The following is a 21903-nucleotide window of genomic DNA, read 5'->3' on the forward strand; positions in this document are numbered from 1 at the left end:
GTCTCTCACTCAGACTGCGGCGGGCAGATTTGGATCGAGGTCCTGCTTCTTCACCTTGCCCGTCGCCGTCAGGGGCAGAGCTTCGATGATGCGAATCTCCGGGACCTTGTAGACGGCCATGCGCTCGGCGCACCAGGCACGCAGGCTCTCTGCCGAGATGGTACCGACCGCCTCCGGCTTGAGCTGGATATAGGCCACCGGCACCTGCCCCTTGTCGGGATCGTCGCGTCCGACCACGCCCGAGCCCAGCACCTTCGGATGCTGACCCAGCAGCGCCTCGATCTCCGGCGGGAAGACGCTCATGCCCTTGACCTTCAGCATCTCCTTGCGGCGGCCGAGGAAGTGCAGGAAGCCGTCCTTGTCGATGCTGCCGATGTCGCCGGTGCGCAGCCAGCCATCGACGAGCGACTCCGCGGTCGCCTCCGGCTTGTTCCAGTAGCTCTTGAGCAGCGACGGCGTCCGCACCCGGATCTCGCCTTCCGCACCGAGCGGCAGCAGCGCGCCGGTCTCGAAATCGGTGATCTTGAACTCGGCGCCGGGGACCGGCAGGCCGACGAAGATCGGCTGGTTGTTCAGATCGAAATCGTCGTCCTGGAAGCCTGATGTGAAGGTGTTGGAGGTGTGGGTCTCGGTCATGCCCCAGGCCGCCTCCATCAGGATCGTGCCGGTGAGGTCCTTCCAGCGCCTGCGATAGTCGGCGTTGAGCTTCTTGACGAAGGAGACGACGCGCACCTGCTTCAAGGACGACAGGTCGAACTCGCTCCAGCGCGGATGGTCCATCAGCTCCACCGCGCCGTCGACCGGCATCGCGGTGATCGTAACCTTGTACTTGTCGATCGCGGCCATCGCGCCGACGGCATCCCAGCGCGCCAGCAGAACCAGCGTCGCGCCGGAAAACAGCGGAAAAATCAGGCCAAAGTTCTCACCGGCAATCCAGAACTCCGGAAAGAACGACAGGAACACGCTGCTCTCGTCCGACAGGACCGAGATGCCGTAATTGGCGGCGGCGGTATAGACCATGTCGCGATGGGTGTGAACGCAGCCCTTGGGCATGCCGGTGGTGCCGCCGGTGTAGTTGAGCGCAGCGACCTCATCGAGGCCGGGCGGCGGCAGCGGCGACGGCGCGGGCATCGCGGCAAGCGCCGGCAACAGATCGGTCGCGCCTGCGGCCGCGATGCGCGGCGCGCGGATCGATTCCGGCGTGGGAAACGCAGGCGCCGCCGGCAGGACATCGGCAAAGCTGGTGACGATGATCTCGCGCAGCCGCACCTCGCCCCTCACCTGCTCGACGACGGGGATGAGCTGGTCCAGTGCCACGATTACGTCGGCCTGGGTATCGTTGAGCTCGTAGGACAGCTCGAACGCGCGCGACAGCGGGCTGACGGGGACATGGACCGCGCCGAGCTTCAGGATGCCGAAGAACACGATGTGAAATTGCGGGCAGTTCGGCAGGAAGACGGCGACGCGATCGCCCTTGCGCACGCCCTTGGCCTGCAACAGTGCCGCGAAGCGGTCGCTCTGCCGGTCGAGATCGGCGTAGGTGGTGACGTGCCCGTAGAAGATCACCGCCGGACGCTCCGGGCTCCGCCTCGCCCAGGCGCGCAGATATTCCGTCAAAGGAGCTTCGCCGTGCAGATAGTTCGGCGAACGCGGCATGCCCTTCGGCCACGCCTTGTCCCACAACCCGCGCAAGGTGGCGAGGTAGTCCTTCTCGTTGAGGGCCGCGCTCATGACGTCTTCCCCGTGTTGCTTTTCTTTTCATAAGGCACGCACGTGCCGTCAATCGACATCGTTACACGTCGAGCACGGCAGACTTCATGTCAAGGAAAACAGTTTTCCGCATCACGGCCGATGCCGCGGCGCGGAAAAAGCAGACATTACGCCGTGACGAGGCGAATGATCCGCCTCACGGCCGATGGGATCGGCGCGATGACAGGGACAGTGAATATCGGCTGAAGCTCGCGCGCGGCTTCCCCCAGCGGCCCGCCGCCGATGATGACAGCTTCCGCCCCGTCCTGCGCGATGCAGGCCTCGACCGCGCCGGCGAGGGCTGCGCGCAGCTGCGCCGGATCGCGCATCAGCTCTTGCGGATCGCCTTCGGCAAAGCGCGTGCCGGTGTAGCGCGATCGCAGCCCCAGCGCGTCCGGCAACGCCTCGATCTTCGACTTGAGCAGCGGTGTCGTGGTCGCCACACCGAAGCGGCGGCCTCCTGCGGCGGCCTCCAGCATCGACGACTCGCCGATGCCGACCGCAGGCAGCTTCATCGCAGCCCTGATTCCGGCGAGACCGGGATCGCCGAACGCAGCAACGATGATGCCGTCCGGGGAAGCTCGATGCGTCCGCGCGATCTCCTCGACCTCGGCGGCGGCCGCCTCCAGCGCCTCCGCTGACACGATCATCTGCGGCGCGCGCGTCGCCGTGGCGCCGACGATGTCGAACCCGGCCACGGCGGCCGACCTCGCGATGGCGACCATCAGCGCGGTGGTCGCCCCAAGACTGTTCGGATTGATCAGGAGGATGCGCGCACGCCGATCAGGGTTTTGGTCCATCCCACCGCTATACTAGGCCGCCCGCACGCCGGCAACGAAGGCGCTGACCTCGTTCTCGAGCGATTGCAGTTTCTGGGTCAGCCGGCCGCTGGATTGCAGCACGAGGCCGGCGGCCTGGCCGGTCTCGGCGGTCGCATCGGTCACACCGGAGATGTTTTGCGAGACCTGATCCGTGCCGGACGCCGCCTCCTGCACGCTGTGCGCGATGGCCTGCGTCGCCGCGCCCTGCTCCTCGACGGCGGCTGCGATCGACGAGGAGATCTCGTTGACCTCCATGATGGTGGCGCGAATGCTCTCGATATTGCCGACGACCTGATTGGTCTCGGCCTGGATCGCGGTGATCTGCGCGCCGATCTCGTCGGTCGCCTTCGCGGTCTGGCTCGCCAGCGACTTTACCTCACTCGCGACCACCGCAAACCCCCTGCCGGATTCGCCCGCACGCGCCGCCTCGATGGTGGCGTTGAGCGCGAGCAGATTGGTCTGCGAGGCGATCTGGTTGATGAGGTCGATGACCTCGCCGATCTTGTGCGCGGCGGCGGCAAGCCCCTGCACCGTATCGTTGGTGCGCTGGCCGTCGGCGGCCGCCTTGTCGGCCACCGTCGCGGCCTGCGCGACGCGCTGGCTGATCTCGGTGATCGAGGACGACAGCTGGCCGGCGGCGGAGGCCACCGTCTGCACGTTGCTCGACGCCTGCTGGCAGGCCGTTGCCACGAAGCTGGCGCGATCGGTCGCCTTGTTCGCGGTCTCCGACATGCCTTGCGCGGCCTGCTGCATCGCGCGCGCCTCATCGAACACGTCGCGGACCACGGCCTGGACACTCGCCTCGAACTTGCCGGCGAGATCGGCCATCGTCCTGCGCTTCTCGTCGTCGGCTCGCTGCTTCGCCTCCTGCTGCTCGGCATGCATCCGGCCCACGGCCGACGCATTGTCCTTGAACACGGCGAGCGCGTTGGCGAGCCCGCCGACCTCATCGCGCCGATCGGTGTAGGGCACGTCGAACGCACTGTCGCCGGCGGCGAGGCGTTCGGTCAGCGCCGTAATTCCTGCCAGCGGCTTCGTGACGCTGCGGCCGATCACGAAGGAGGCACCGAGCACCAGCACGAGCACGACAAGACACACCAGCGCGAACGTCGTCGCGTTCTGGCGGAACACGGCATCGACGTCGTCGAGATAGATGCCGGTGCCGATGATCCAGCCCCAGGGCGCAAAGCCCTTCACATAGGAGATCTTCCCGACCGGCTGGTCGAAGCCGGGCTTCGGCCAGAGATAGCTGTAGAAGCCGGCGCCCTGCTTGCTGACGACGTCAACGAAGCCCATGAAGAGCGCGTTGCCGGCGGGGTCCTTCATCCCCGAAAGGCCTTGCCGTCGAGCTCGGGCTTGATCGGATGCATGACCATCCTGGGGGTCATGTCGTTGATCCAGAAATACTCGACCTTGTCGTAGCGCAGGCTCTTGATCTCCGCCATGGCGGCGGCCTGCGCCTGCTCGCGCGGGAGTTTTCCGTCGCTCTCGAGCTTCTGATAGTGCGCCAGGATGCCGTAGCCGACGTCCACCATGTGCTGCGTCTTGGCCTGGCGATCGGCGACCATCTGGGTGCGCAGGGTCGAAAGCGCGATCGGCGCCAGCGCGATCATGCCGAGGAGGCTGATGCCGACAATCAGGACCAGCTTGAAACTGATGCGGGAGAAAATCATCGGGGCTCGCAAAATTGGAAGGGCTGATATGCCAGTTTATCCCGCTCCCCTTAGCAAAGCTTTAAGCATTCGGGTTCCCCAAATCCCCGCAAAATCGAGTGGGCGCTCGGCGGCATGCCGTATGCGGCCCGGCAGGTTTGCGGGGCCGGCCGCATTCGAGATCCGAACGCTTCAAATCTAGAAGACCTCGATATCGGCCCTCGACGCGTTGACTTGCGACAGGCTCTGACGGAACGATCAACGCAGATCGTCAGCGCCAGAAGCGGCGTGCGCCCAGCCCAAGGCCACAGGCTCAATGCATCAATCGACATACGCCAAGCCCATCGACCTTCCCGCACTGACCGCAGCCGAGCGACTCTTCATCTGGGGATTTCGCGCCAAGGCGCGCAGCGGAAGCGCCGTTCCGACCGCGGCCGACATCCAGCAGGTGTACGACCATTTCCGCGTCGGCGATGCCGTGCCGTCGCTGGAATCGATCATCGAGATCTTTGCCTGCACGGCGCATACGGCGATCGAAGTGCATTGCCCCACCTGTCCGCGCATGTCGGAGAGCGAGCACGGAATCCTGCGGGCGATCGCCGCCGCGCAGAAGGAGCGCGACGATGTCGCGCGCGAGCAGTTCGAGTGCTGGCTGCCGCCGGTGGGCGCGGATTGGGCGCTGGCGCCGGTCCGGGGACTAGCGACCATCTTCCGCATGGCCGGCCTCATTCTGCCTGACCGGCATGTCGAGCCTTTTGACCAGGACCGGACAATGGTGATGAAGAGCTGGCTTGTGGGCAGTCCCACGTTGCATTGATGAGATCGTTCATGATGGAGGCTGCGAGCAATTCCGTGCCTGACCCGGAAGCCGGCCAGTCGCGGCTCTGCCCGCTTCAAGCCGCGCTTGCGACCCGTCCCGGCGTCGAAGGCTACGATCAATTCTGCCGCGTCGCGCTTTCGCTGTTCCGCTTCATTGGCGCTGCCTATGCGACCGGCGCGTCCGATTGCTGGGAGGCGGCCTATCGCTTCGCCGACGAGGCGCCCGGCATTGCCGACAGCCCGCTGCTGGTCGCGCGAGCGGCTGCGCTCGTCAGGATCCTGCGCAGCGGCCGGCCATGCGAGCTGTGCTTCTTGCCGCCGTCGTGCCGGCGCCTCTCGAAGGACGAGACGGAGTTGATGCGACTGCTGTCGGTCGCGCGCAGCAAGCAGCCTGGTGAACTCGAGACAATCGTCTGCGGGTTCGTCGGCTCCGGGAAAGAGGATGCGACAACGCGGGCGGTCAACGCGCTTGCCTGCTGCTGACGCCTAACCGCCCGCCTTGCCGAGCACGAGATCGATCGTGTGGGACGCGATCTTGCGCAGCTGCGCCTCGTCGCCGAAGGCCCGTTCGAGCACGGCGAGGCCGCGCGTCACCGTGATGATGTGGAGCGCTGCGACCGCGGGATTGCCGTTGAACTCGCCGCGTTTCGCGCCTGCCGACAATGTGTCCTGAACCAAAGCGGTGATGCGCGAGATGAGGTTCGCAAAGGCCTGGCGCGCGTCCTCGTCGAGCCCCTCGCCTTCGACCGCACCGAGCTCCATCAGGCCGCGCGTGGTCGGACATCCGCGCGGTGGCGAGCCCGAGCGGAAATTCACGATGGTCAGGTCGAAGAACGCGGTGAGGCGTTTTCGCAAACTGCCGGCACCGAGCGCCTTTTGCAGGGCGAGGAGATAATCGCCCGCGTAGCGCTCATAGGCCTGCAGGAACAGCGCCTCCTTGCTGCCGAAGGCATTGTAGAGGCTGCCGCGCTGGACGCCGGCGTCGCGCGCGATGTCGGACAGCGAGGTGCCGCGCACGCCCTTGCGCCAGAACTGGTCGAACGCAATGCGCAGGACGTCGTCGTGGTCGAACTCGCGCGGTCTCAAATGTCGATCCTCGGCCTGAAAGTATTTGACACGATGTCAAGAACGTGTTTTCTCGACATGGTGTCAAAAACCAGTTGGGATTGATAGCCCGTTTCGTCAATGAGCCGGACCGCCGGCGCGCACCATGCGCCCTGGCCGGTCGGCCCGCATGCAAAGGGACCAGCTCATGCCTCTCCTCCACATCTCGATGCGCGCCGGAAAGCCCGACGCCTACCGGCAGGCGATCCTCGACGGTCTCTACCGCGCCATGCGCGAGGCGCTGAACGTGCCCGAGGGCGACGAGTTCATGACCATCAGCGAGCATGACCCCGCGAACTTCCGCTGCGGCAACGCCTACGGCGTCGAGCGAAGCGAGGACGCCGTGCTGATCCAGATCACCGTGTTCGCCTCGCGCACCCCTGAGCAGAAGAAAGCGCTGTACCGGCGGATCGCGGAGCTGCTCGGCGAGAACCCGGGCATCCGGCCCGAGGACGTGTTCGTGAACGTGCTCGATGCCCCCGGGGAAAACTGGTCGGTCGGCCACGGCCTCGCGCAGTTCGCGTGAATTTGCCGGGCGCGGAGTTGCCCGCGCCCCCTTGAGAATTGCCGGCCGGAAGGGTCTGATAGGCGGCGGAGGAAACCTCCGCCGAGCCGAACCCGGGACCTGAGCCGCATGACCATGTCGGTCGAGCAATTGTGGAGTCTGCCTGAAACCGCGCTGGTCGGCGCCTACGCAGAGGCGCGGCGCCGTTACGCGGAGAAGAAGTTCGAGCGCGACACCCAGCGGGCGCGGCTGGAATGGATGCGCGCAAAGCTGTTCGTCAACACGCAGGGCAATGTGACCGAGCGCAAGATGGCGGTCGACGTTTCCGAGGAGCTGGCGCGCAAGGGCCAGGAGGTGCGCGAGATGACGCGCGATCTCGACATGCTGAAGATCGACGTGGACGTGATCGACACCATGATCCGGCTGCGCGGCGCGCACGGCGCCCCGCCGGTTCATGCCGAAGAGGCGGCCGAGAAACCGGCCGAGCCGGAGGGGGAGTGAGATGGCTGCGTTCCGCGGAAGCTGCCTGTGCGGCGAGGTCGCGTTCGAGGTCGAGGGTCCGTTCGATCGCTTCCTCAACTGCCATTGCTCGCGCTGCCGCAAAGCGACCGGGACCGCGCATGCCTGCGAGGTGATCGTGAAGGCGGGGGCGCTGCGCTGGCTGCGCGGGGAAACATCGGTCGCGCGCTTCGATCTGCCCAATGCACGAAGCTTTGCGACCGCGTTCTGCAAGAGCTGCGGCAGCCCGATGCCGCATCTCACGCGCAGCGGACGCGAGGCGATCATCCATGCCGGCGCGTTCGACGAGCCGCTGGGCGCGGCACCTGACCGGCACGTGCATTGGACGTCCCGCGTGGATTGGTACGCGCACGGGGATGGATTACCGGTGGAGGATTGAAGCTCAGCTTTGCGCATGCCCACCGTGGCGGCGGTGATACGCGCTTGGCGACGGCCAGCTCCAGTCCTTCAGTGTCGTTCGATCCGGCTCGAAGATCTCGATCTTGAGCGGATGACATGCCGCGGCATCGCTGGAATGGGTTGCGCTACAGTCGCCACCGGGACAGGCCGACAACGCGCCGAGCAGGTCGATCTCCGCGAGAAATTCGATGAAGTCGCCGGGACGGACCGGACTTGCCTTCATGAAATATTGGTGCGTGTCCTTCGTGAAGCCGGTGCACATGAAGACGTTGAGTACGTCGTGGATATGATGCTCGATCGCGCGTGGCTCCATCTCGAGCTCGGCGGCAAGCGCGCGGGACAGGTTGGAATGGCAGCAGAAATCGTAAGCCGTGCCGTTCAACAGGAGATTTGTATAGGGGTCGCAGCGCGTGCCGATCACATCATGAATGCCGGCGCCGTCCTCGTCGAAGCCGTACCAGCCGAGCGTGTCGTGACTGATGGTCGCCATCGGCCGAAGGTAGGGCATATTGCTCCAGAGCCGGTCCCCGATGCCGACATGCGTACCATGGAGCGCCCGCGTCTTGCCGCTGAAGAAGCGCTCGGAGAGATCCTCTGCATTCCAGAGATTGAGGTCGCCGACCTGAGGGCCTTCGATGCTGACGATGCGGAAAAACTGGCCGCGCGCCACGCGAAATGTTCTGGCATCGCGTGGCGGCACGGTGAGCTCGTGCGTCTTGACCATCGTGCGGCGAGCCTGCTCAAGCGCGGCGAGGTCAGGCCCGGGCATCGTGCCGGCCGGATAGACGATCGTCGGCTTGGCGGCGCGGCGCGAAGCGGCGTCTGCGGGTGCGATTTTGGGCGACATGCCAAGCTGATCCCTGTGACTGCAATCCATCCTACCGCCTCATCTCACCCACTCGCAACGCACTCCGCCATGATCCCATCGAGCTCCGCCTTCGAGAGAACGCCGAGCTCGGCGATGAAAACGATGCGTGACCGCGGCACGCCTGGTGTCGGCGCCTCACCCGGCGCCAGTGTTGCGCGGCCGCCGGCGAACTGAAACACCGTCAGACGGCCGGGCTGCTCGACGGTCTCGAACAGGCCCTTGGCGCGGGCGAGTTTCGGCGCCAGCCGGCCGATCGCCTGCTGCAAGCGCGGCAACGAGATTGGGTGGTCCGAGGTCCAGCTCAACGTCTCGAAGCGTTCCTCTGCCGGCCGCCGCGGCCCCGGCTCGCGTGTCGCTGGCGCGCGATCGATGGCTGCGGGAAACAGCAGCGCGGCGGGAATCTCGCCGTGCTGCGCATCGACCACCACGGCGGGGACGCGCAGCGCGCGGATGGCTTCGCGCATGCCGGCACCCGCGCCCTCGTCCGCCAGATCCAGCTTGCTGAGCGCCACGATATCGGCGACCCGCAGCTGCGCGCGCACCAGCGCGTCATCCAGGGCTGACGGCAGTGTGCCTGCGTCCATCACGCAGAGCACGGTTTCCAGCGGCGCCTCGCGCAGGATCACCGGATCCATCAGGTTGCGCACGATGTCGGAGGGATCGGCGACGCCGCTGGTCTCGATGACGATATACTCCGGCTTCGGATCACGCCGCAGCAGTGTCGACAGCGTGCGGAGCAGATCGCCTTCGAGCGAGCAGCAGATGCAGCCGTTGGCAAGGCTCACCACGCCGTCGCTCGCGCCCGCGATCAGCTCCGCATCGATGTTGATCGCGCCGAAATCGTTGACCACGGCGGCGATGCGCCGTCCCTCCGCATGCGCCAGCAGATGGTTGACGACCGTGGTCTTGCCCGCCCCCAGAAAGCCCGTGACCAGGAGAATGGGGACCGGCATGGGTCAGCCCTCGACGACCGGGCGGCGCACCGGCCGGCCGGGCCGCGCAGTCACATCCAGAATGCCGTCGCTGATCAGCGGCTGGCCGCTGACGACGAGATGCCGCACGCCCTCGGACGGCCGGTTCATCGCCGTGAACGTCGCGCGGTCGCTCAGCTTCTCGTAATCGAACACGACGATGTCGGCATCGGCGTCCTTTGCGAGCCTGCCCTTGGCGCGCATCGCGGGCGTGCTCTGCGACAGGATCTCCGCAGGGATCAGCGCACATTTGCGCACGCCTTCCAGCAGCGACACCGTCTTGCGCTCGCGCACCCATTCGCGGATGAATTTCGTGAAGCAGCCGGCCGAGCGGGGATGCGAGGTGGCGTCATCCGGCAGCGGCCAGGCATCGCCGGTGTAAGTCTTGCCGTCCGACGTCGTCCACGGCATCGCGTCGGACGCGATGGCGCCGCCGGGATACAGCACCGACATGTCGAGCAGGTCGCGGTGATGCGAATTGTTCTCGGTGTCGAGGATGTGCCAGAGCACCAGCGAGGACGGCTCTTCGGCCTGCGCCTTGAGCAGCTCCGCGCGATCATGGAAGCGATAGCCGTCGGTCACGCGCTGCACGGAATCGTAACCGGTGCCGTTGCGCTCGACGAATTGGGGATCACTGAAGAAGGCCGCGGCCAGCACGGTCGAACCGGTGCCGTAAGGATAGGCCTCGACCGTAATGGGCAGGCCCTGCGCCTGCGCCTTCTCGACCAGCACGCGGCAGCGCTCGATGTCGGTCTTGCTCGACGAGTTGAAGTGGCAGATGTGCATATGCGCGCCGGTGGCGCCGGCATAGCCGATCAGGCGGATATAGGCCTCCGCCGCGCTCTCGGGGTCGATGCGCGACATGTAGGCGACGTGGGTGAAGGTCGGCACGTCCTGCTTCGCGGCGAGCTGGCAGACCGCGGTCAGCTCCTGCACGCCGGCGCCCGGCGCGTAGGCGTTCAGGATGCCGATGCCGATGCCGCCCTCGTTGAGGCCGCGCGCGAGGCGATCGAGGATGCCGGCGACCTCCGCATCGCTCGCCACATTGTCCATCCAGCGGCGGTCGCGCATGGCGTTGCCGAACGCCTCGAGCGAGCTCTCCGCGTTGGAGCCCGTCATCGCGCCGATGCGCGCAAAAGCCCAGTTGGTGGCGGCGCCGTAGTTCAGCACGCGCCCCTTCCTGGCCTGGCGCTCATACCAGGATGCGACCGGCAGCACGCCGGCCTCGAGATCGAGCGTCGTCGTCACGCCGTCGAACGCCTGCATGCGATCCGCCGGGATCGACTGGCCATGCGCGTGCAGGTCGATGAAGCCCGGCGCCACCACGAGCCCGGTGGCGTCGATCACCCGCTCGGCGCCGCCGAGCGAGGAGCCGACGGCGGCGATCTTGCCGTCCACCACCGCCACATCGCCGATGGCATCCATCCCGCTCGCGGGATCCACCACCCGGCCGCCAGAGATCACCAAACCGCTCATATCGTCACTCCGCATGCCATTGCCAAAACCTCCAAAGACCCGGCAGCAGCTTCGGAGGTGCGTCTGGGCCGCATAGAGGCAGATTTTTGTGACAACGACCACCGCCGCGGATGCCGATGCAGCATGCATATTGCCGCGCGGCTGTCGCGGGGACGCGCATACGAGATGCAGTCTCGGGTTGCATCCCGGCAAATGCCAAGCTATGGGATGCGCGCAATTTCATTTTTGGAGGCGACCATGTCTACGACTGCACGCTTCCCGGGTTCGACGCGCGATATTTGACGCGCTTCCCGGGATCGGTTCCCGGGTGAGACCACCAAGCCCTGCATCAAATCGAATCTGCCGCGACCTATTGGCGCGCGTTTGCGAACCTATTGTCATGACATCCAATCTCAAGCTGGCCCCTGATCGAGGCGACCGGCGTTGCGACCTGCTGGAAAGCCGGCTGCGGCGATATCACCCGCGCTTCCAGGGCGCGGTGCGCGCCTTGGCCGTGCGGCATCCGCGCATTGCGGACCTTGCCGCGAGCTTTCCCGCGCTGCTCTTCGCGCTTGCTGTTCCGCGGCGGGGGCTCGATCCTGCACGCGCGATTGCGTGCGTGATCGACGGCCATGCCCTCGCGGAGGCGGCGGCTGCCGCCGACGCCCCGCTGTGGCTGCGCAAGCTGCCTCCGGAAACGTTTGCGCGTCCGATCCCGCGATTGCCCGACGGCGAACTCTTTCGGCGACAGATCGCGAACCACCTTCCGCGCTCTCCCAAGCTCGCGCCGACATGGCTTCAGCTCGTGGCCGATGCCGCCGAGCTCGCGCACGAACCGATGGCGGCGTGGATCGCGCGTGAATTTGCGCGCGAGCCGCGACGGGTGAAGCCTGCACGGCTGCGGCTGATTTGTCTCTGGGCCTGGTATTCGACCGAGCCCGCGACGTTGGGACATGATCTGATCGAGAGGCCATGGACACCGGACATGCGCATCGATGCCGCACGTTCGGCCGCAGAGGATTGGCGGACGATCGTGGCCCTGCATGCGAACCTCGGCCGCCAGCCGATCGCCGATATGTGGCTGCGCCCCGGCCGGGTGGCGGGCTACGAATTTTTGCCGCTGGATTCGATTGCCGCCATCACCGAGGAGGCGAAGGCAATGAGGAATTGCCTCAACACCTATGGCCAGAACCTCGCGCACAACCGGTCGCGGGTCTGGAGCATACGGGAGGATGGCCAACGGGTCGCGACGCTGCGGATCGCCTGCCGCTATCGCGATCCGCTGCCGAACATCGTCGAGCTCAAAGGGCCCGGCAACATCGAGGTATCGCGCGAGCTGTGGTGGGCGGCGCGCCAATGGCTGCACAGGCACGATCTGTCGCAGATCGACATGAGGCAGCGAGATTGGGGAACGACGCCGCTCGACCGCGGAAGCTGGGTGCCCCTGTGGCGGCCATACTGGCTCGCCAAGCGCCGCATTCCGGACTGGCTGCCGATGGCCCCGTCGCGCAAGGCGTTCGACACGCTGTGAGTGGACGCGGTGTTTTCCCATCCCAGTCAGGCCGACACGCGGCCGCAGTCTCGCGGCATGATTTGCCCGAGCTATGCTTCGCTTCACACCCTCTCTCCAAAAGAAAGGGCGCAGGGAAGACCGGGCGCCGGCTGGCACCCATTAAGACCCCTGCGCTGAACAGATGCACACGCAATGCACAGGGGAGACACAGGGCAGCCGAAACCCGGCCTTCCCTGCGCGATGGTTTGACGGCCTATGCCGCGCTCTCCCGGGAGCCGAGTTCGTTCTGGCCTCCCTCGCCTTCGCGAAATGCACGGCATCGCGCCGGTTGACGCGAATAACGCCTTCGCCAGGGCTTGACCGTAGCAACGACGGCCAGGACCACACGGTTTCGCCGTACGCAGGCACCCCTGCTTCGCCTGAGGGCTTCGCAGGACATGCCTGCCTCACCCGAGGCCTCGCAGGGCTTGAGCGCCGTCCGTCGATCGCGGTCCGTAGTGCGCTCACGAGGTTCATCTCGCCCTGCACGCTACTGACCGCCTTTAACGCCGCCCGCGTCCACCGCAACCCAGCCCGCGTTCGTGACGACGTACGACCGCCCCTTTTGCCGGGCTGGGATGGCCGACAAATACGATAAATCCGAATTTCGGTAAAGTGGAATATTTTGAAGGTGAAGGCTTGACAACTGAATCACGCTGTTTCGTGATCACTATCATGAGGCGCATCTTCTCCGCCGCCGGCCCTATCCAAAGGTCGCCTCCAAGCGATCAAAGCCGACCCACCCGTACTAGTCATCTGGAACGCAAGTTCGTCACATTAGTTGATAGCTCGAATCTCTACAGAGGAGAGAGCTCGTGGCGAATGCAGGTGAGCGAGGCCGGCCGATCGCGCCGCTGGTTCTTAGCCCGCAGGAGCGGGCGTACTTGGAGAGGCAGGTTCGTCGTCATCGCGTTGCCCGATCGCTATCTGAGCGCTGCCGCGCGATCCTGCGGTGTGCGGATGGCTTGCCAAGCAAGTCGGTAGCTGCCGAACTCGGCCTCCACGAACACACGGTTGGCAAGTGGCGCCGCCGATTTTTGAAGGACCGCTGTGATGGCCTGCTTGACGAAGCCCGCCCTGGCCGTCCTCGAACCATCAACGACGATCAGGTTGCTGAGGTAATCGAGCGGACATTGCGTACGACGCCGCGCGACGCGACGCACTGGTCGATCCGCTCGATGGCCGCCGAAACTGGCTTTTCTCACACCACGATCCGCCGAATGTGGACGGCGTTCGGCTTGCAGCCGCACCGCAGCCAGACATTCAAGCTGTCGAGCGATCCCCTATTCGTCGATAAGGTGCGCGATATTGTCGGGCTTTACCTGTCCCCACCGAACCGAGCCCTTGTCCTCAGCATCGACGAGAAGAGCCAGATCCAGGCCCTGGATCGCGAGCAGCCGGTCCTGCCGATGATGCCGGGCGTGCCGGAACGTCGCACCCACAGCTATGTGCGGCATGGTACGACCACGCTGTTTGCCGCGCTCGATGTCGCTTCCGGCTTTGTCATTGGCAAATGCTACAAGCGCCATCGGGCGGTCGAGTTCTTGAAGTTCCTCAAAGAGATCGACGCTCAAATCCCTGAGGGGCTCGCTGTCCATATCATCATGGACAACTACGCCACCCACAAGACACCCAAGATCAAAGCGTGGCTCGCTCGCCGGCCGCACTATCATGTCCACTTCACGCCGACTTCCGCGTCATGGATCAATCAGATCGAGCGCTGGTTCGCTGAGCTCACCAGAAAGCAAATCCAGCGAGGTGTTCACACCTCCGTCAGGCAACTCGAGGCCGACATCCGTACCTTCATCGAACTGCACAACAATAACCCGAAGCCCTTCAAATGGACCAAGTCCGCAGACCAGATCTTGGCTTCCGTCAAACGCTTCTGCCACAAAGCCCAGCAGACTTTATGTGGCGAACTTTAGATTCACGTGACTAGGACGTAGATTCATAAACGCGAAGCCAGAGTCGCATCGACGCCAGTTCGGCGAAGGCAAGGAAGTTGCTGGCGAGCTTGTCGTAGCGCGTGGCGACGCGGCGAAAGTGATTCAGTTTGCAGAAAAGGCGTTCAGTAAGGCTGCGTTCGCGGTAGAGCCGCTTGCTGAAGTAGGGCTTCAGCTTTCGGTTGGACCTGGCGGGGGATGTTGGGATGAGAGACGAAGGCTGGCGGAGGATATTTTCCAAGAAGACGTCAGCGGCGAGGCGATCGCCAATCTCTCTCCGACCGAGATGGCGCGCGCAAACAGTTCGCTGTTCGCGACCTTTTGCCTGGTCGACCTGATCGACCGGGTTCGAGAACCGCGAATTCCCGATTTGCGCAACACCGAAGGGGACGAGGTGGTCCTCTGTGTTGCGCGCTTCCCTCTTGCAGCCGGCACGACGAGCAAAAGCATCCGGAGCGCGCTCCAGGCGCATGATGAATTTTGCATGACGGACACGACAAGCTGGAACTGGATCACCCGAGAAAGACGGGCCACCGCGGCGGCCGGCGAACGGCCAGGGCAGGCGTTGAACCTCGAGACCTGGCGCGACGACGGCTCACTCGTGCTCGGCGATGTGAGGCTGGAGGACAAGGCGGTCGTGCTCAGCGTGAACTCCCGGCAGCGATGCGAGCGCGGCAATGCGCTGCTGTCCGCGGTACTCGGCTCGCTCGTCGGGAAACCCTCGATCGAAACCGAGACTGTCGAACAGATGATGGCATCGCACAACGCCGCTGAGCCTCAGGAAGTCGACATCTCCGAGGCGGAGAAATGTGCGATAATCCACGATCAAATGGATCGGCACTACCGCAGCGTCCTCGATGAGCCGGTTCCCGCACTCGGAGGACTGACGCCACGTGCCGCAGTCAAGACAGACGATGGCCGAATTAAAGTCGTCGAATGGCTCAAGATGATGGAGAACGAGACCGCCAAGTCCGGCGCTCGCAACAGCGCAATGGCCAGTTACAACTTCGGTTGGCTATGGACGGAATTGGGTCTGGCTGGACTGAGGCGATGAACGAAATCACCAACTGACCGCTACGTCGTGGCCAGGAGATTGCTCAGCTCACCACGCTCATAATGGCTCTTTCCACGGAAGAGGATCCGTCAACGCGGTTGTATCGCAGGTGCTCCCAATGGGGAATTCATACAAAGTGGGACGAAACGACCCTTGCCCCTGCGGTAGCGGCAAGAAGTTCAAGAAGTGCTGCCTCGGCTCACAAAGCCCGAGCGAGCCATCATCCGGATTGCGCAGATTTGATCCGCGGGAAGTCGCCCGATCAGCGCTTGAGGACGAGAAAATCTCGACCTGGCGATATGATCCACTTGTGGAGCCGCATCCGGACCAGTGGCTTGCGCTGGATGAGCAAGAACGGATTGATCTCGTGCTGGCATATCATCGACATGCCGGGATCCGCCTCCCGCGGGAGCAATTGCACGCCGTCATTCACGCCATCGTCGAGAACCAGATTGCCGATGCCGAGCTGCCGGTGCGACGCACGGCGCAGCGACTGATGTCCGAAGGGCTGGATCGTCATGATGCGGTTCATGCGATCGGCTCGGTGCTCGCCGGACACATCAATGACCAGATGCGGGAGATCAAATCGGACGCCGACCACGCCGACATGCCGCCCGACCGAGACCCGAATGCGGATTATTTCGCTGAGCTGGAAGCTTTGACTGCGGAAGGGTGGCTTCGGTCCACGTGATCGTCGTGTCGACGCTTGTGCATCCTGCATGATCTGCACAGCACCCATTCCACGGCAACGGCGGCGTCTCTCAAGGCACAACCAGTTTCTTGCGAATGGCATAGCGGACCAGTTCGGCCGTCGACGACATTCCGAGCTTGCGCATGGCGGACGCACGATGGGTCTCGACCGTCTTCACGCTCAGCTTCAAAATGACGCTCATGGATCTGTTGGTATGCCCTTCCGCAATCAATTGGACCACGCTCTGCTCGCGCGACGTCAGCAGCATGTCCGACCTGCCATGCTTGTTGAGCTGGTAGTCGTGGAGCAGCTTCTCCACCAGGGCGCTGGTGAAGTAGGGCCTGCCGTCGAGCAGCGCCTCGATTGCGGAAATCAGGTGCTTCTTGGCATCCGACTTGAACAAGAAGCCGCGGACTCCCGCCAGAACGGCTTCGGACAGCAGTTCCTCGTCTTCATGCATCGTCAGGATCAGCACCTCCGTGCGCAGATCGAGTGCCTTGAGCCGGCGGCTGACCTCCAACCCGTTCATGAGTGGCATCGAATAGTCGACGATGACGATGTCCGACATCGTCTCCACGGCCAAACCGACGGCCTGCTCGCCATTGGTCGCTTCGCCGGCGACGATCCAGTTGGACTGCGTTTCGACAATCGCGCGAAGCCCTGAACGTACGACTGCATGATCATCCGCAATCAAGATGCGTTTCATGGCGTCGTTCTCGTTTTCCGGCCGCAATCGATGGAGACGGCCGGCAGCAGCAAGGTCGAACGATCATGCCGATCATGGCTCGAAGCGCCATCCTGCAAAACCCTGAACTGCCTCGGCGAATGTACCGACGTGGCCGGCTTCAAGGAGACCCCACGGACCGACGCGCCGTCATGCCTCAACCAGCTGCGCGCGAACGGCGTACCGGACCAGACCTGCGGTTGAGTTCACGTCCAGCTTGCGCATCGCGGCCGCTCGATGTGCCTCAGTCGTCTTGACGCTGAGGTTCAAGATCGCGCTGATGCCCTTGTTGCTGTAGCCTTCGGCCACCAGCTTGACGACAAGCTGCTCGCGTGGCGTAAGCCCACGGCCCCGGTCTGCTTCGCCGTCCGCGCCGTGATCCAGCTCGTTCCGGCAGCTTTCGCTGCAGAACCGCTTATGCGCCAAAAGCGCGTCCACGGCCGCCAATAGCGATCTGTTCGCATCCGACTTCGCCAGAAAAGCGCGTGCGCCGGCCTCGAACGCCTGCTGCGCGAGCAGACCGGACTTGTGCACCGTGAAAATCAGAACCTCCGTCTGCAGCGGATAGTCCCTGATCCGCCGCGCAACCTCCACTCCCGTCATTCGCGGCATGGAGAAGTCGACGATAGCCACATGCGGCCGGCTTTCGATTGCCGCAGTCAGCGCCTTGCTGCCGTCGTTCGCTTCGGCAACCACCTCCCAATCCGCCCGCTGTTCGAGCACCGCTCGCAAGCCCAATCGCACCGCCTCGTGATCATCCGCGATAAGAAAGCGTTTCATGGCAGAGCACTCCAATGTCGCTATACGGCAGCCATGTCCACCCGCTACCGATAACCTTCTTCTTCTTGCCTCAGTGGGTGCCAGCTTGGGCCCTCCCGAAGCCCGTGGCCTTTCGCCGGCCAGGCTTGTTCGTCGTCAGCCCATGCGGAAACACCGCGCGCAGGATGGTGCCGGAGAGCTGTGTTGCCGGATCGGAGTGGATATCCAATGACCCTCCGATCTGTTCGAGCCGTGCCCTCATCGCGGGAATGCCGACGCCGACGGATATGGTTTTCGCACCTTGCTTCGCGTAGTCGGCGCGCATCCCCCGCCCATTGTCGGTGACCGTCAGTCGAAAACGAGCGCCGATGGCGTCGATAACGATGCTCACCTCCGTCGCTTGCGCGTGGCGGAATATGTTCGTGAGGGCTTCCTGGACGATCCGCAGCAAGGCGCGTTGCTTCTCGTAAGGTAGCCTATCGACGTCGGGCACGATCCTGGTCGTGACCCGCAACGAGGTGCGGGCCGCAAAACCATCAGCGTAGTGCTCGATCGCGGCCTTGAGTCTGTCGATCGTCAGATTCTGGGGGTGTAGCAGATAGGAAAAGGCACGGATTTCCCTGAGTGCCTCATCGATAGACGCGTCGATCTCACCGCAAAGCCGTTCGGCGCCGACCGCGTCGCTCATTTCACGCCGGAGCCGCATGAGACCGAGACTCGCGGCAATCAAATGCTGACATGTCGAATCATGGAGATCGGAAGCAATCCGCTGCTGGATATCCTCCTGGATGGACGCCAGATTGGCAATGACTTGAACATCATCGACACCTTCGGTCGCGGTTTCGAATGCACCATGGCGCACGGTACGATGGCTGCCGATCAGCCGGATCGCGCTACCCGCCACAGGATCCACAACCGGAGCGATGGTCGTCTCCATATTTTGCCGCCGGTCGCCAAATGCGAGACGATGGCGAATCCTCACTTCCGTTCCTTCCGCGAGACAGGCGCGAAGGGCTTCATAGATGGATCTGGCGTCATCCCTGCTCATGCAGCTGGAGACGTCCATCTCCCTGATGTCTTCGGACGAGATGCCGAGATGCTGCTCGAATGCCGGATTGATCCCCTCATAGACGAAGCGACGGCCAGGCGAAGGGCGCACGACGAAGAGAAAGTCAGCCGAGCTCATCCAGTACAGCCGGTCGCCGGCCTCTTCGAAATCGAGCCGGAACGACCCTGTGCCGCTGGTTCGAATTGGCTCGGAAGCGGGAAAGCTATGAGGCTTCACGGTACGCGCTCACTCTGCTGCGGCAACGCCCGACATTGAAGCTCGATATCAGGAGTCGCCGTCCTGCCCCGCAGGCGGGGCATCACCCTGGATCAGAGTACGGACGCCCGTGGGGTCCGCAGATTATACACCGTTAGGTTGATGGCGCCATAAGTAGTATTGGCGCGAGATTGGAATCTCGAATTCGTGAGGGGAGACCTGAAGGGATCAAATATGCGGTTCGTGCCGGACCATTCGGCACTGGACTCAAAAGAGATGCAACAAATGCTAAAGTGCCGCCAATAGACTTCACGAACGGCACGAGGGGATAACAGCTTCCCCGATACGCAAGCAGCGCCCTCCGAGAATCGTGCATATCGTTCTCGGGTCAACGTCGGACGACACGTCCATCAGGCGCCTAGCGGGTTCCGGCTCCGCTCGCGCTGGATTTCTTTTTCTTTCCAGCCTTCGCGCTCGGAGAAGGCTGCTGAGGCGGCGCGATCACCAGCGGATGAGACGGCACTTGGAGGCGGTGAGTGGCGGCGTCGTCCCTGAGTGCATCAGTATCCAGGCGCTGGCTTCGGTCGACAGAATCGCGCGGGTCTGCGACGGCGGCAGACGGCGCCGCTAGCCCAACGGCGACTCCCATCAGCACCCACGCGCATTTCATCATCTTGCAGGCCCCTCAAAAAGCGAAGTCAAGTCGAGGACCGATCCTGAGGTCCCGGTAGCGCCGCACAGCAACGTTCGATGTACGCGCTTCGTACAACACACTGGTCGTCAGCGACACGTTGCTGGTAAAATTGTACTTCACACCCAGGTCCGCCGAGTAGATCTGGTCTTGCCGCCCCCGGTTCAGCCCGTCTGTGAACCAGAAGGCTTCGAACAGCGGCGTGCTCACGATTGACCATTTCGGATCGAGCTTGACTTCGATGCCGAGCAACGCATCGAAGCGCCAGCGGCGAGCTTCCGCGAGGTCGGAAAACCGGTAGGTCACAAGCAACAGCGGCGAGAGTGTCACATTATTCATGCGGAAGTCGCGCGCCACTGAGCCCATCACGTCATGCGAGGTGAAGGCAAGGTCCCGGTAGACTCCATCGAAATCGTATCGGTTCTCGTAGATGGCGGAGAAGCGCCAGCCGTCCCAATTCTCCGTCAGGCGCGCTCCGACGCGTGCGACTGCAGCGTTGCCATCCTTCTCCGTCGCGAATGCCTCGTATTGGGCGCGGGCGTAGAGCCGGTATGAAAGGTCATTGGTCAGATTCCCGTCCAGCCTGACGCTCACGTCGGGCTCATAGTAGAGATCCGATTTGCGGTTGTCCCGGCTGAACAAGGCATTGTCGGTGAAAGTCGGCGCGACGGAACCGACGACGCTCCACGACGGAGCGGAGTAGTACGGCACGGGACTGCTCGCCTTCAGCTCGGTGAGATCAACGTCCGCGGCCCACGCGGCGCTTGCTCCAAACAATCCAACGACCGGCAACAGAACGATAGATCCGCGCATGGCATGCCCGATGGCTTCTTCGTACACCAGGAATCGCCTTAGATTGGGCGACGATTGTGGCGTGTTAGTGATAGGACTTTAAATCAGGGATTGAACCGACAGATTGCCATTTCGTAAAATGCCGGAAGCTCCCGACGCTGCGAAAGAGACGCCGGGGAACTCACGCTGCACGTGACCGATCGGTTGCGTTGCCCCCAACAAAAGGCGGAACGGCGCGCGGGCGCGGCACGCTGGCGGCGCGGCCGAGCCCACTCGATCCGCCTAATAGTCCACCGCGTCCCTGGTGATCGGACAGGTCATGCAATGACCGCCTCCCCGGCCCCGCCCCAGCTCTGCACCGACGATGGTGATCACCTCGATCCCTTCCTTGCGCAGCAAGGTGTTGGTGTAGGTATTGCGGTCATAGGCAAACACCACGCCCGGGGACGCGCAAACCAGGTTAGCGCCGCTGTCCCATTGCGTTCGCTCGCGCATGTAGGCGTTGCCACCGGTCTCGACCACGCGCAGCTTCTTCAGGCCGAGCGCTTCAGCCACGACATCCACGAACGGCTTTTCATCCCTGCGCAGATCGAGGCCGGCGGGATTGTCGGCCGGCCGGTAGGAAAAGGCCGCGATGTTGTTGACGATGTCGGGATAGAGCAGAACGCAATCCCGGTCCGCGAACGTGAAGACGGTATCGAGATGCATCGCGGCGCGGAGCTTGGGCATCGCAGCGACGATCACGCGCTCGGCCGCCTTTTTCCTGAACAGGGCCGCCGCGACCTGGCTGATCGCCTGCCGCGAGGTGCGCTCGCTCAACCCGATCAGGACGTTGCCCTTGCCGATCGGCATCACGTCGCCGCCTTCCAGCGTCGCCAGACCGTGATCCCGCGTCGGATCGCCCCACCAGACATTGACCTTGCCGGCGAAATCCGGATGGAACTTGTAGATGGCGGTGGCGAGAATCGGCTCTTCATGCCGCGCCGGCCAATAGAGCGAATTCAGCGTGACCCCGCCATAGATCCAGCATGTCGTGTCCCGCGTATACAAAGTGTTGGGAAGCGGCGGCAGCAGATACTCGGTCATGCCGGCGGCCTCGCGGACGAGCTTGAGCATCTCGCCGCCATGGGCGTCCGGGAAGTCATGGGTCGAAACGCCCCCGATCAGCGTCTCGGCCAGATCGCGCGGCGTGAGGCTCTCCAGATAGCCCCGCAGTTCGTCGACGAGACCGAGACCGACCTGATCGGGAACAACCTGGTTGTCGAGGATCCACTTCCGGGCCTCGGGGATCGCAACTGTCTCGGTCAGCAGGTTGTGCATCTCGACCACGTCGACACCGCGATCACGCATCTTCTGGACGAAATCGAAATGATCGCGCTTGGCGTTTTCGACCCACAGCACGTCGTCAAACAGCAGGGTGTCGCAATTGGAGGGCGTGAGGCGCTGATGGGCGCGGCCGGGTGAGCAGACCATGACCTTGCGGAGCTGACCGACCTCCGAATGAACGCCAAAGGCTCTGTTGGATTCCGATGCCTGCTTTGCCATGGGACTGCCCTTGAGGGTTGCCTTGC

Annotated in this window: 20 protein-coding genes and 2 pseudogenes; 9 read left to right on the forward strand and 13 right to left on the reverse strand. The window is 63.8% G+C overall.

Features of this window, described 5'->3' with window-relative positions; translation table 11 throughout:
• Positions 1-9: 9 nt before the first annotated feature.
• From ACE10W_RS34055 to ACE10W_RS34065, 3 genes and pseudogenes are all read right to left on the reverse strand, one after another.
• Complete coding sequence (locus tag ACE10W_RS34055) at positions 10-1731, reverse strand: AMP-binding protein (protein WP_028172904.1); 1722 nt, start codon at positions 1729-1731, stop codon at positions 10-12.
• A 146-nt stretch (positions 1732-1877) separates the two neighbouring features.
• Positions 1878-2549, reverse strand: coding sequence for an aspartate/glutamate racemase family protein (locus tag ACE10W_RS34060; RefSeq protein ID WP_028172903.1), 672 nt, complete (start codon positions 2547-2549; stop codon positions 1878-1880).
• A 12-nt stretch (positions 2550-2561) separates the two neighbouring features.
• Positions 2562-4243, reverse strand: a pseudogene (locus ACE10W_RS34065) (methyl-accepting chemotaxis protein).
• Between the two features lie 295 nt (positions 4244-4538).
• On the opposite strand from ACE10W_RS34065, the gene ACE10W_RS34070 reads away from it, so the two are divergent.
• Positions 4539-5039, forward strand: a complete 501-nt coding sequence (locus tag ACE10W_RS34070; protein ID WP_060910621.1) for a hypothetical protein — start codon at positions 4539-4541, stop codon at positions 5037-5039.
• An 11-nt stretch (positions 5040-5050) separates the two neighbouring features.
• Positions 5051-5524 carry a hypothetical protein gene (locus tag ACE10W_RS34075; RefSeq protein ID WP_028172901.1) on the forward strand — a complete coding sequence of 158 codons (474 nt, stop codon included), beginning with the start codon at positions 5051-5053 and terminating at the stop codon, positions 5522-5524.
• Positions 5525-5527: 3 nt separating this feature from the next.
• On the opposite strand, the gene ACE10W_RS34080 is transcribed toward ACE10W_RS34075, so the two are convergent.
• Complete coding sequence (locus ACE10W_RS34080) at positions 5528-6127, reverse strand: TetR/AcrR family transcriptional regulator (RefSeq protein ID WP_304548301.1); 600 nt, start codon at positions 6125-6127, stop codon at positions 5528-5530.
• A gap of 166 nt (positions 6128-6293) precedes the next feature.
• On the opposite strand from ACE10W_RS34080, the gene ACE10W_RS34085 reads away from it, so the two are divergent.
• The 3 genes from ACE10W_RS34085 to ACE10W_RS34095 all read left to right on the forward strand — a co-directional run bounded on the left by ACE10W_RS34085 (position 6294) and on the right by ACE10W_RS34095 (position 7548).
• Positions 6294-6671, forward strand: a complete 378-nt coding sequence (locus ACE10W_RS34085) for a tautomerase family protein (protein WP_011090034.1) — start codon at positions 6294-6296, stop codon at positions 6669-6671.
• Positions 6672-6779: 108 nt separating this feature from the next.
• A complete protein-coding gene (locus ACE10W_RS34090; protein ID WP_011090035.1) occupies positions 6780-7151 on the forward strand; it encodes a hypothetical protein in 372 nt (123 codons plus the stop codon).
• Position 7152: 1 nt separating this feature from the next.
• Positions 7153-7548: a GFA family protein gene (locus ACE10W_RS34095; RefSeq protein WP_304548302.1), complete on the forward strand. Its 396-nt coding sequence runs from the start codon at positions 7153-7155 to the stop codon at positions 7546-7548.
• Positions 7549-7551: 3 nt separating this feature from the next.
• Here ACE10W_RS34095 and ACE10W_RS34100 read toward each other — a convergent pair whose 3' ends face one another.
• Genes ACE10W_RS34100 through ACE10W_RS34110 form a run of 3 tightly spaced genes read right to left on the reverse strand, consistent with a single transcriptional unit; the run spans position 7552 to position 10898 of the window.
• Positions 7552-8415, reverse strand: a complete 864-nt coding sequence (locus ACE10W_RS34100; protein WP_039187026.1) for a DUF1989 domain-containing protein — start codon at positions 8413-8415, stop codon at positions 7552-7554.
• A 44-nt stretch (positions 8416-8459) separates the two neighbouring features.
• Positions 8460-9389: a GTP-binding protein gene (locus tag ACE10W_RS34105; protein ID WP_028172897.1), complete on the reverse strand. Its 930-nt coding sequence runs from the start codon at positions 9387-9389 to the stop codon at positions 8460-8462.
• A 3-nt stretch (positions 9390-9392) separates the two neighbouring features.
• Positions 9393-10898: an amidohydrolase family protein gene (locus tag ACE10W_RS34110; RefSeq protein ID WP_231166634.1), complete on the reverse strand. Its 1506-nt coding sequence runs from the start codon at positions 10896-10898 to the stop codon at positions 9393-9395.
• Positions 10899-11061: 163 nt separating this feature from the next.
• Between ACE10W_RS34110 and ACE10W_RS34115 the strand changes: the two genes are divergently transcribed.
• Together ACE10W_RS34115 and ACE10W_RS34120 are read left to right on the forward strand one after the other, a co-directional pair.
• Positions 11062-12393 (forward strand): PcfJ domain-containing protein, encoded by a 1332-nt coding sequence (locus ACE10W_RS34115; protein WP_246740346.1) that lies wholly within the window; start codon positions 11062-11064, stop codon positions 12391-12393.
• An 836-nt stretch (positions 12394-13229) separates the two neighbouring features.
• Positions 13230-14339 carry an IS630 family transposase gene (locus ACE10W_RS34120; RefSeq protein ID WP_304548173.1) on the forward strand — a complete coding sequence of 370 codons (1110 nt, stop codon included), beginning with the start codon at positions 13230-13232 and terminating at the stop codon, positions 14337-14339.
• 10 nt (positions 14340-14349) lie between these two features.
• Here ACE10W_RS34120 and ACE10W_RS34125 read toward each other — a convergent pair.
• Positions 14350-14541: pseudogene (locus ACE10W_RS34125) on the reverse strand (IS5/IS1182 family transposase); the annotation flags it as partial.
• Here ACE10W_RS34125 and ACE10W_RS34130 point away from each other — a divergent pair.
• Together ACE10W_RS34130 and ACE10W_RS34135 are read left to right on the forward strand one after the other, a co-directional pair.
• Positions 14458-15411 (forward strand): hypothetical protein, encoded by a 954-nt coding sequence (locus tag ACE10W_RS34130; RefSeq protein ID WP_304553954.1) that lies wholly within the window; start codon positions 14458-14460, stop codon positions 15409-15411. The pseudogene ACE10W_RS34125 and the gene ACE10W_RS34130 overlap by 84 nt on opposite strands.
• 118 nt (positions 15412-15529) lie before the next feature.
• Complete coding sequence (locus ACE10W_RS34135) at positions 15530-16102, forward strand: SEC-C metal-binding domain-containing protein (RefSeq protein ID WP_231166632.1); 573 nt, start codon at positions 15530-15532, stop codon at positions 16100-16102.
• A 70-nt stretch (positions 16103-16172) separates the two neighbouring features.
• On the opposite strand, the gene ACE10W_RS34140 is transcribed toward ACE10W_RS34135, so the two are convergent.
• From ACE10W_RS34140 to arcA, 5 genes are all read right to left on the reverse strand, one after another.
• Complete coding sequence (locus tag ACE10W_RS34140) at positions 16173-16808, reverse strand: response regulator transcription factor (RefSeq protein WP_011090041.1); 636 nt, start codon at positions 16806-16808, stop codon at positions 16173-16175.
• A 168-nt stretch (positions 16809-16976) separates the two neighbouring features.
• Positions 16977-17606: a response regulator transcription factor gene (locus tag ACE10W_RS34145; protein ID WP_304548303.1), complete on the reverse strand. Its 630-nt coding sequence runs from the start codon at positions 17604-17606 to the stop codon at positions 16977-16979.
• Between the two features lie 70 nt (positions 17607-17676).
• Complete coding sequence (locus ACE10W_RS34150) at positions 17677-18870, reverse strand: ATP-binding protein (RefSeq protein ID WP_304548304.1); 1194 nt, start codon at positions 18868-18870, stop codon at positions 17677-17679.
• A gap of 664 nt (positions 18871-19534) precedes the next feature.
• On the reverse strand, positions 19535-20380 hold the full coding sequence (locus ACE10W_RS34155) for an outer membrane beta-barrel protein (protein ID WP_304548305.1): 846 nt from the start codon (positions 20378-20380) through the stop codon (positions 19535-19537).
• Positions 20381-20614: 234 nt separating this feature from the next.
• Entirely contained in the window at positions 20615-21877 is a 1263-nt protein-coding gene (arcA, locus tag ACE10W_RS34160; protein WP_304548306.1) for an arginine deiminase, read from the reverse strand.
• Positions 21878-21903 lie beyond the last annotated feature (26 nt).

The organism is Bradyrhizobium sp. B025, assembly GCF_042257955.1.
GTDB lineage: Bacteria > Pseudomonadota > Alphaproteobacteria > Rhizobiales > Xanthobacteraceae > Bradyrhizobium > Bradyrhizobium diazoefficiens.

What these genes read in the sequence shown, in the direction of transcription:
- ACE10W_RS34055 (WP_028172904.1), bottom strand. Translation starts at nt 1,731, where the DNA reads ATGAGCGCGGCCCTCAACGAGAAGGACTACCTCGCCACCTTGCGCGGG.
- ACE10W_RS34090 (WP_011090035.1), top strand. Translation starts at nt 6,780, where the DNA reads ATGACCATGTCGGTCGAGCAATTGTGGAGTCTGCCTGAAACCGCGCTG.
- ACE10W_RS34095 (WP_304548302.1), top strand. Translation starts at nt 7,153, where the DNA reads ATGGCTGCGTTCCGCGGAAGCTGCCTGTGCGGCGAGGTCGCGTTCGAG.
- ACE10W_RS34140 (WP_011090041.1), bottom strand. Translation starts at nt 16,808, where the DNA reads ATGAAACGCATCTTGATTGCGGATGATCATGCAGTCGTACGTTCAGGG.
- ACE10W_RS34110 (WP_231166634.1), bottom strand. Translation starts at nt 10,898, where the DNA reads ATGCGGAGTGACGATATGAGCGGTTTGGTGATCTCTGGCGGCCGGGTG.
- ACE10W_RS34135 (WP_231166632.1), top strand. Translation starts at nt 15,530, where the DNA reads ATGGGGAATTCATACAAAGTGGGACGAAACGACCCTTGCCCCTGCGGT.
- ACE10W_RS34105 (WP_028172897.1), bottom strand. Translation starts at nt 9,389, where the DNA reads ATGCCGGTCCCCATTCTCCTGGTCACGGGCTTTCTGGGGGCGGGCAAG.
- ACE10W_RS34085 (WP_011090034.1), top strand. Translation starts at nt 6,294, where the DNA reads ATGCCTCTCCTCCACATCTCGATGCGCGCCGGAAAGCCCGACGCCTAC.
- ACE10W_RS34060 (WP_028172903.1), bottom strand. Translation starts at nt 2,549, where the DNA reads ATGGACCAAAACCCTGATCGGCGTGCGCGCATCCTCCTGATCAATCCG.
- ACE10W_RS34145 (WP_304548303.1), bottom strand. Translation starts at nt 17,606, where the DNA reads ATGAAACGCTTTCTTATCGCGGATGATCACGAGGCGGTGCGATTGGGC.
- arcA (WP_304548306.1), bottom strand. Translation starts at nt 21,877, where the DNA reads ATGGCAAAGCAGGCATCGGAATCCAACAGAGCCTTTGGCGTTCATTCG.
- ACE10W_RS34100 (WP_039187026.1), bottom strand. Translation starts at nt 8,415, where the DNA reads ATGTCGCCCAAAATCGCACCCGCAGACGCCGCTTCGCGCCGCGCCGCC.
- ACE10W_RS34075 (WP_028172901.1), top strand. Translation starts at nt 5,051, where the DNA reads ATGATGGAGGCTGCGAGCAATTCCGTGCCTGACCCGGAAGCCGGCCAG.
- ACE10W_RS34070 (WP_060910621.1), top strand. Translation starts at nt 4,539, where the DNA reads ATGCATCAATCGACATACGCCAAGCCCATCGACCTTCCCGCACTGACC.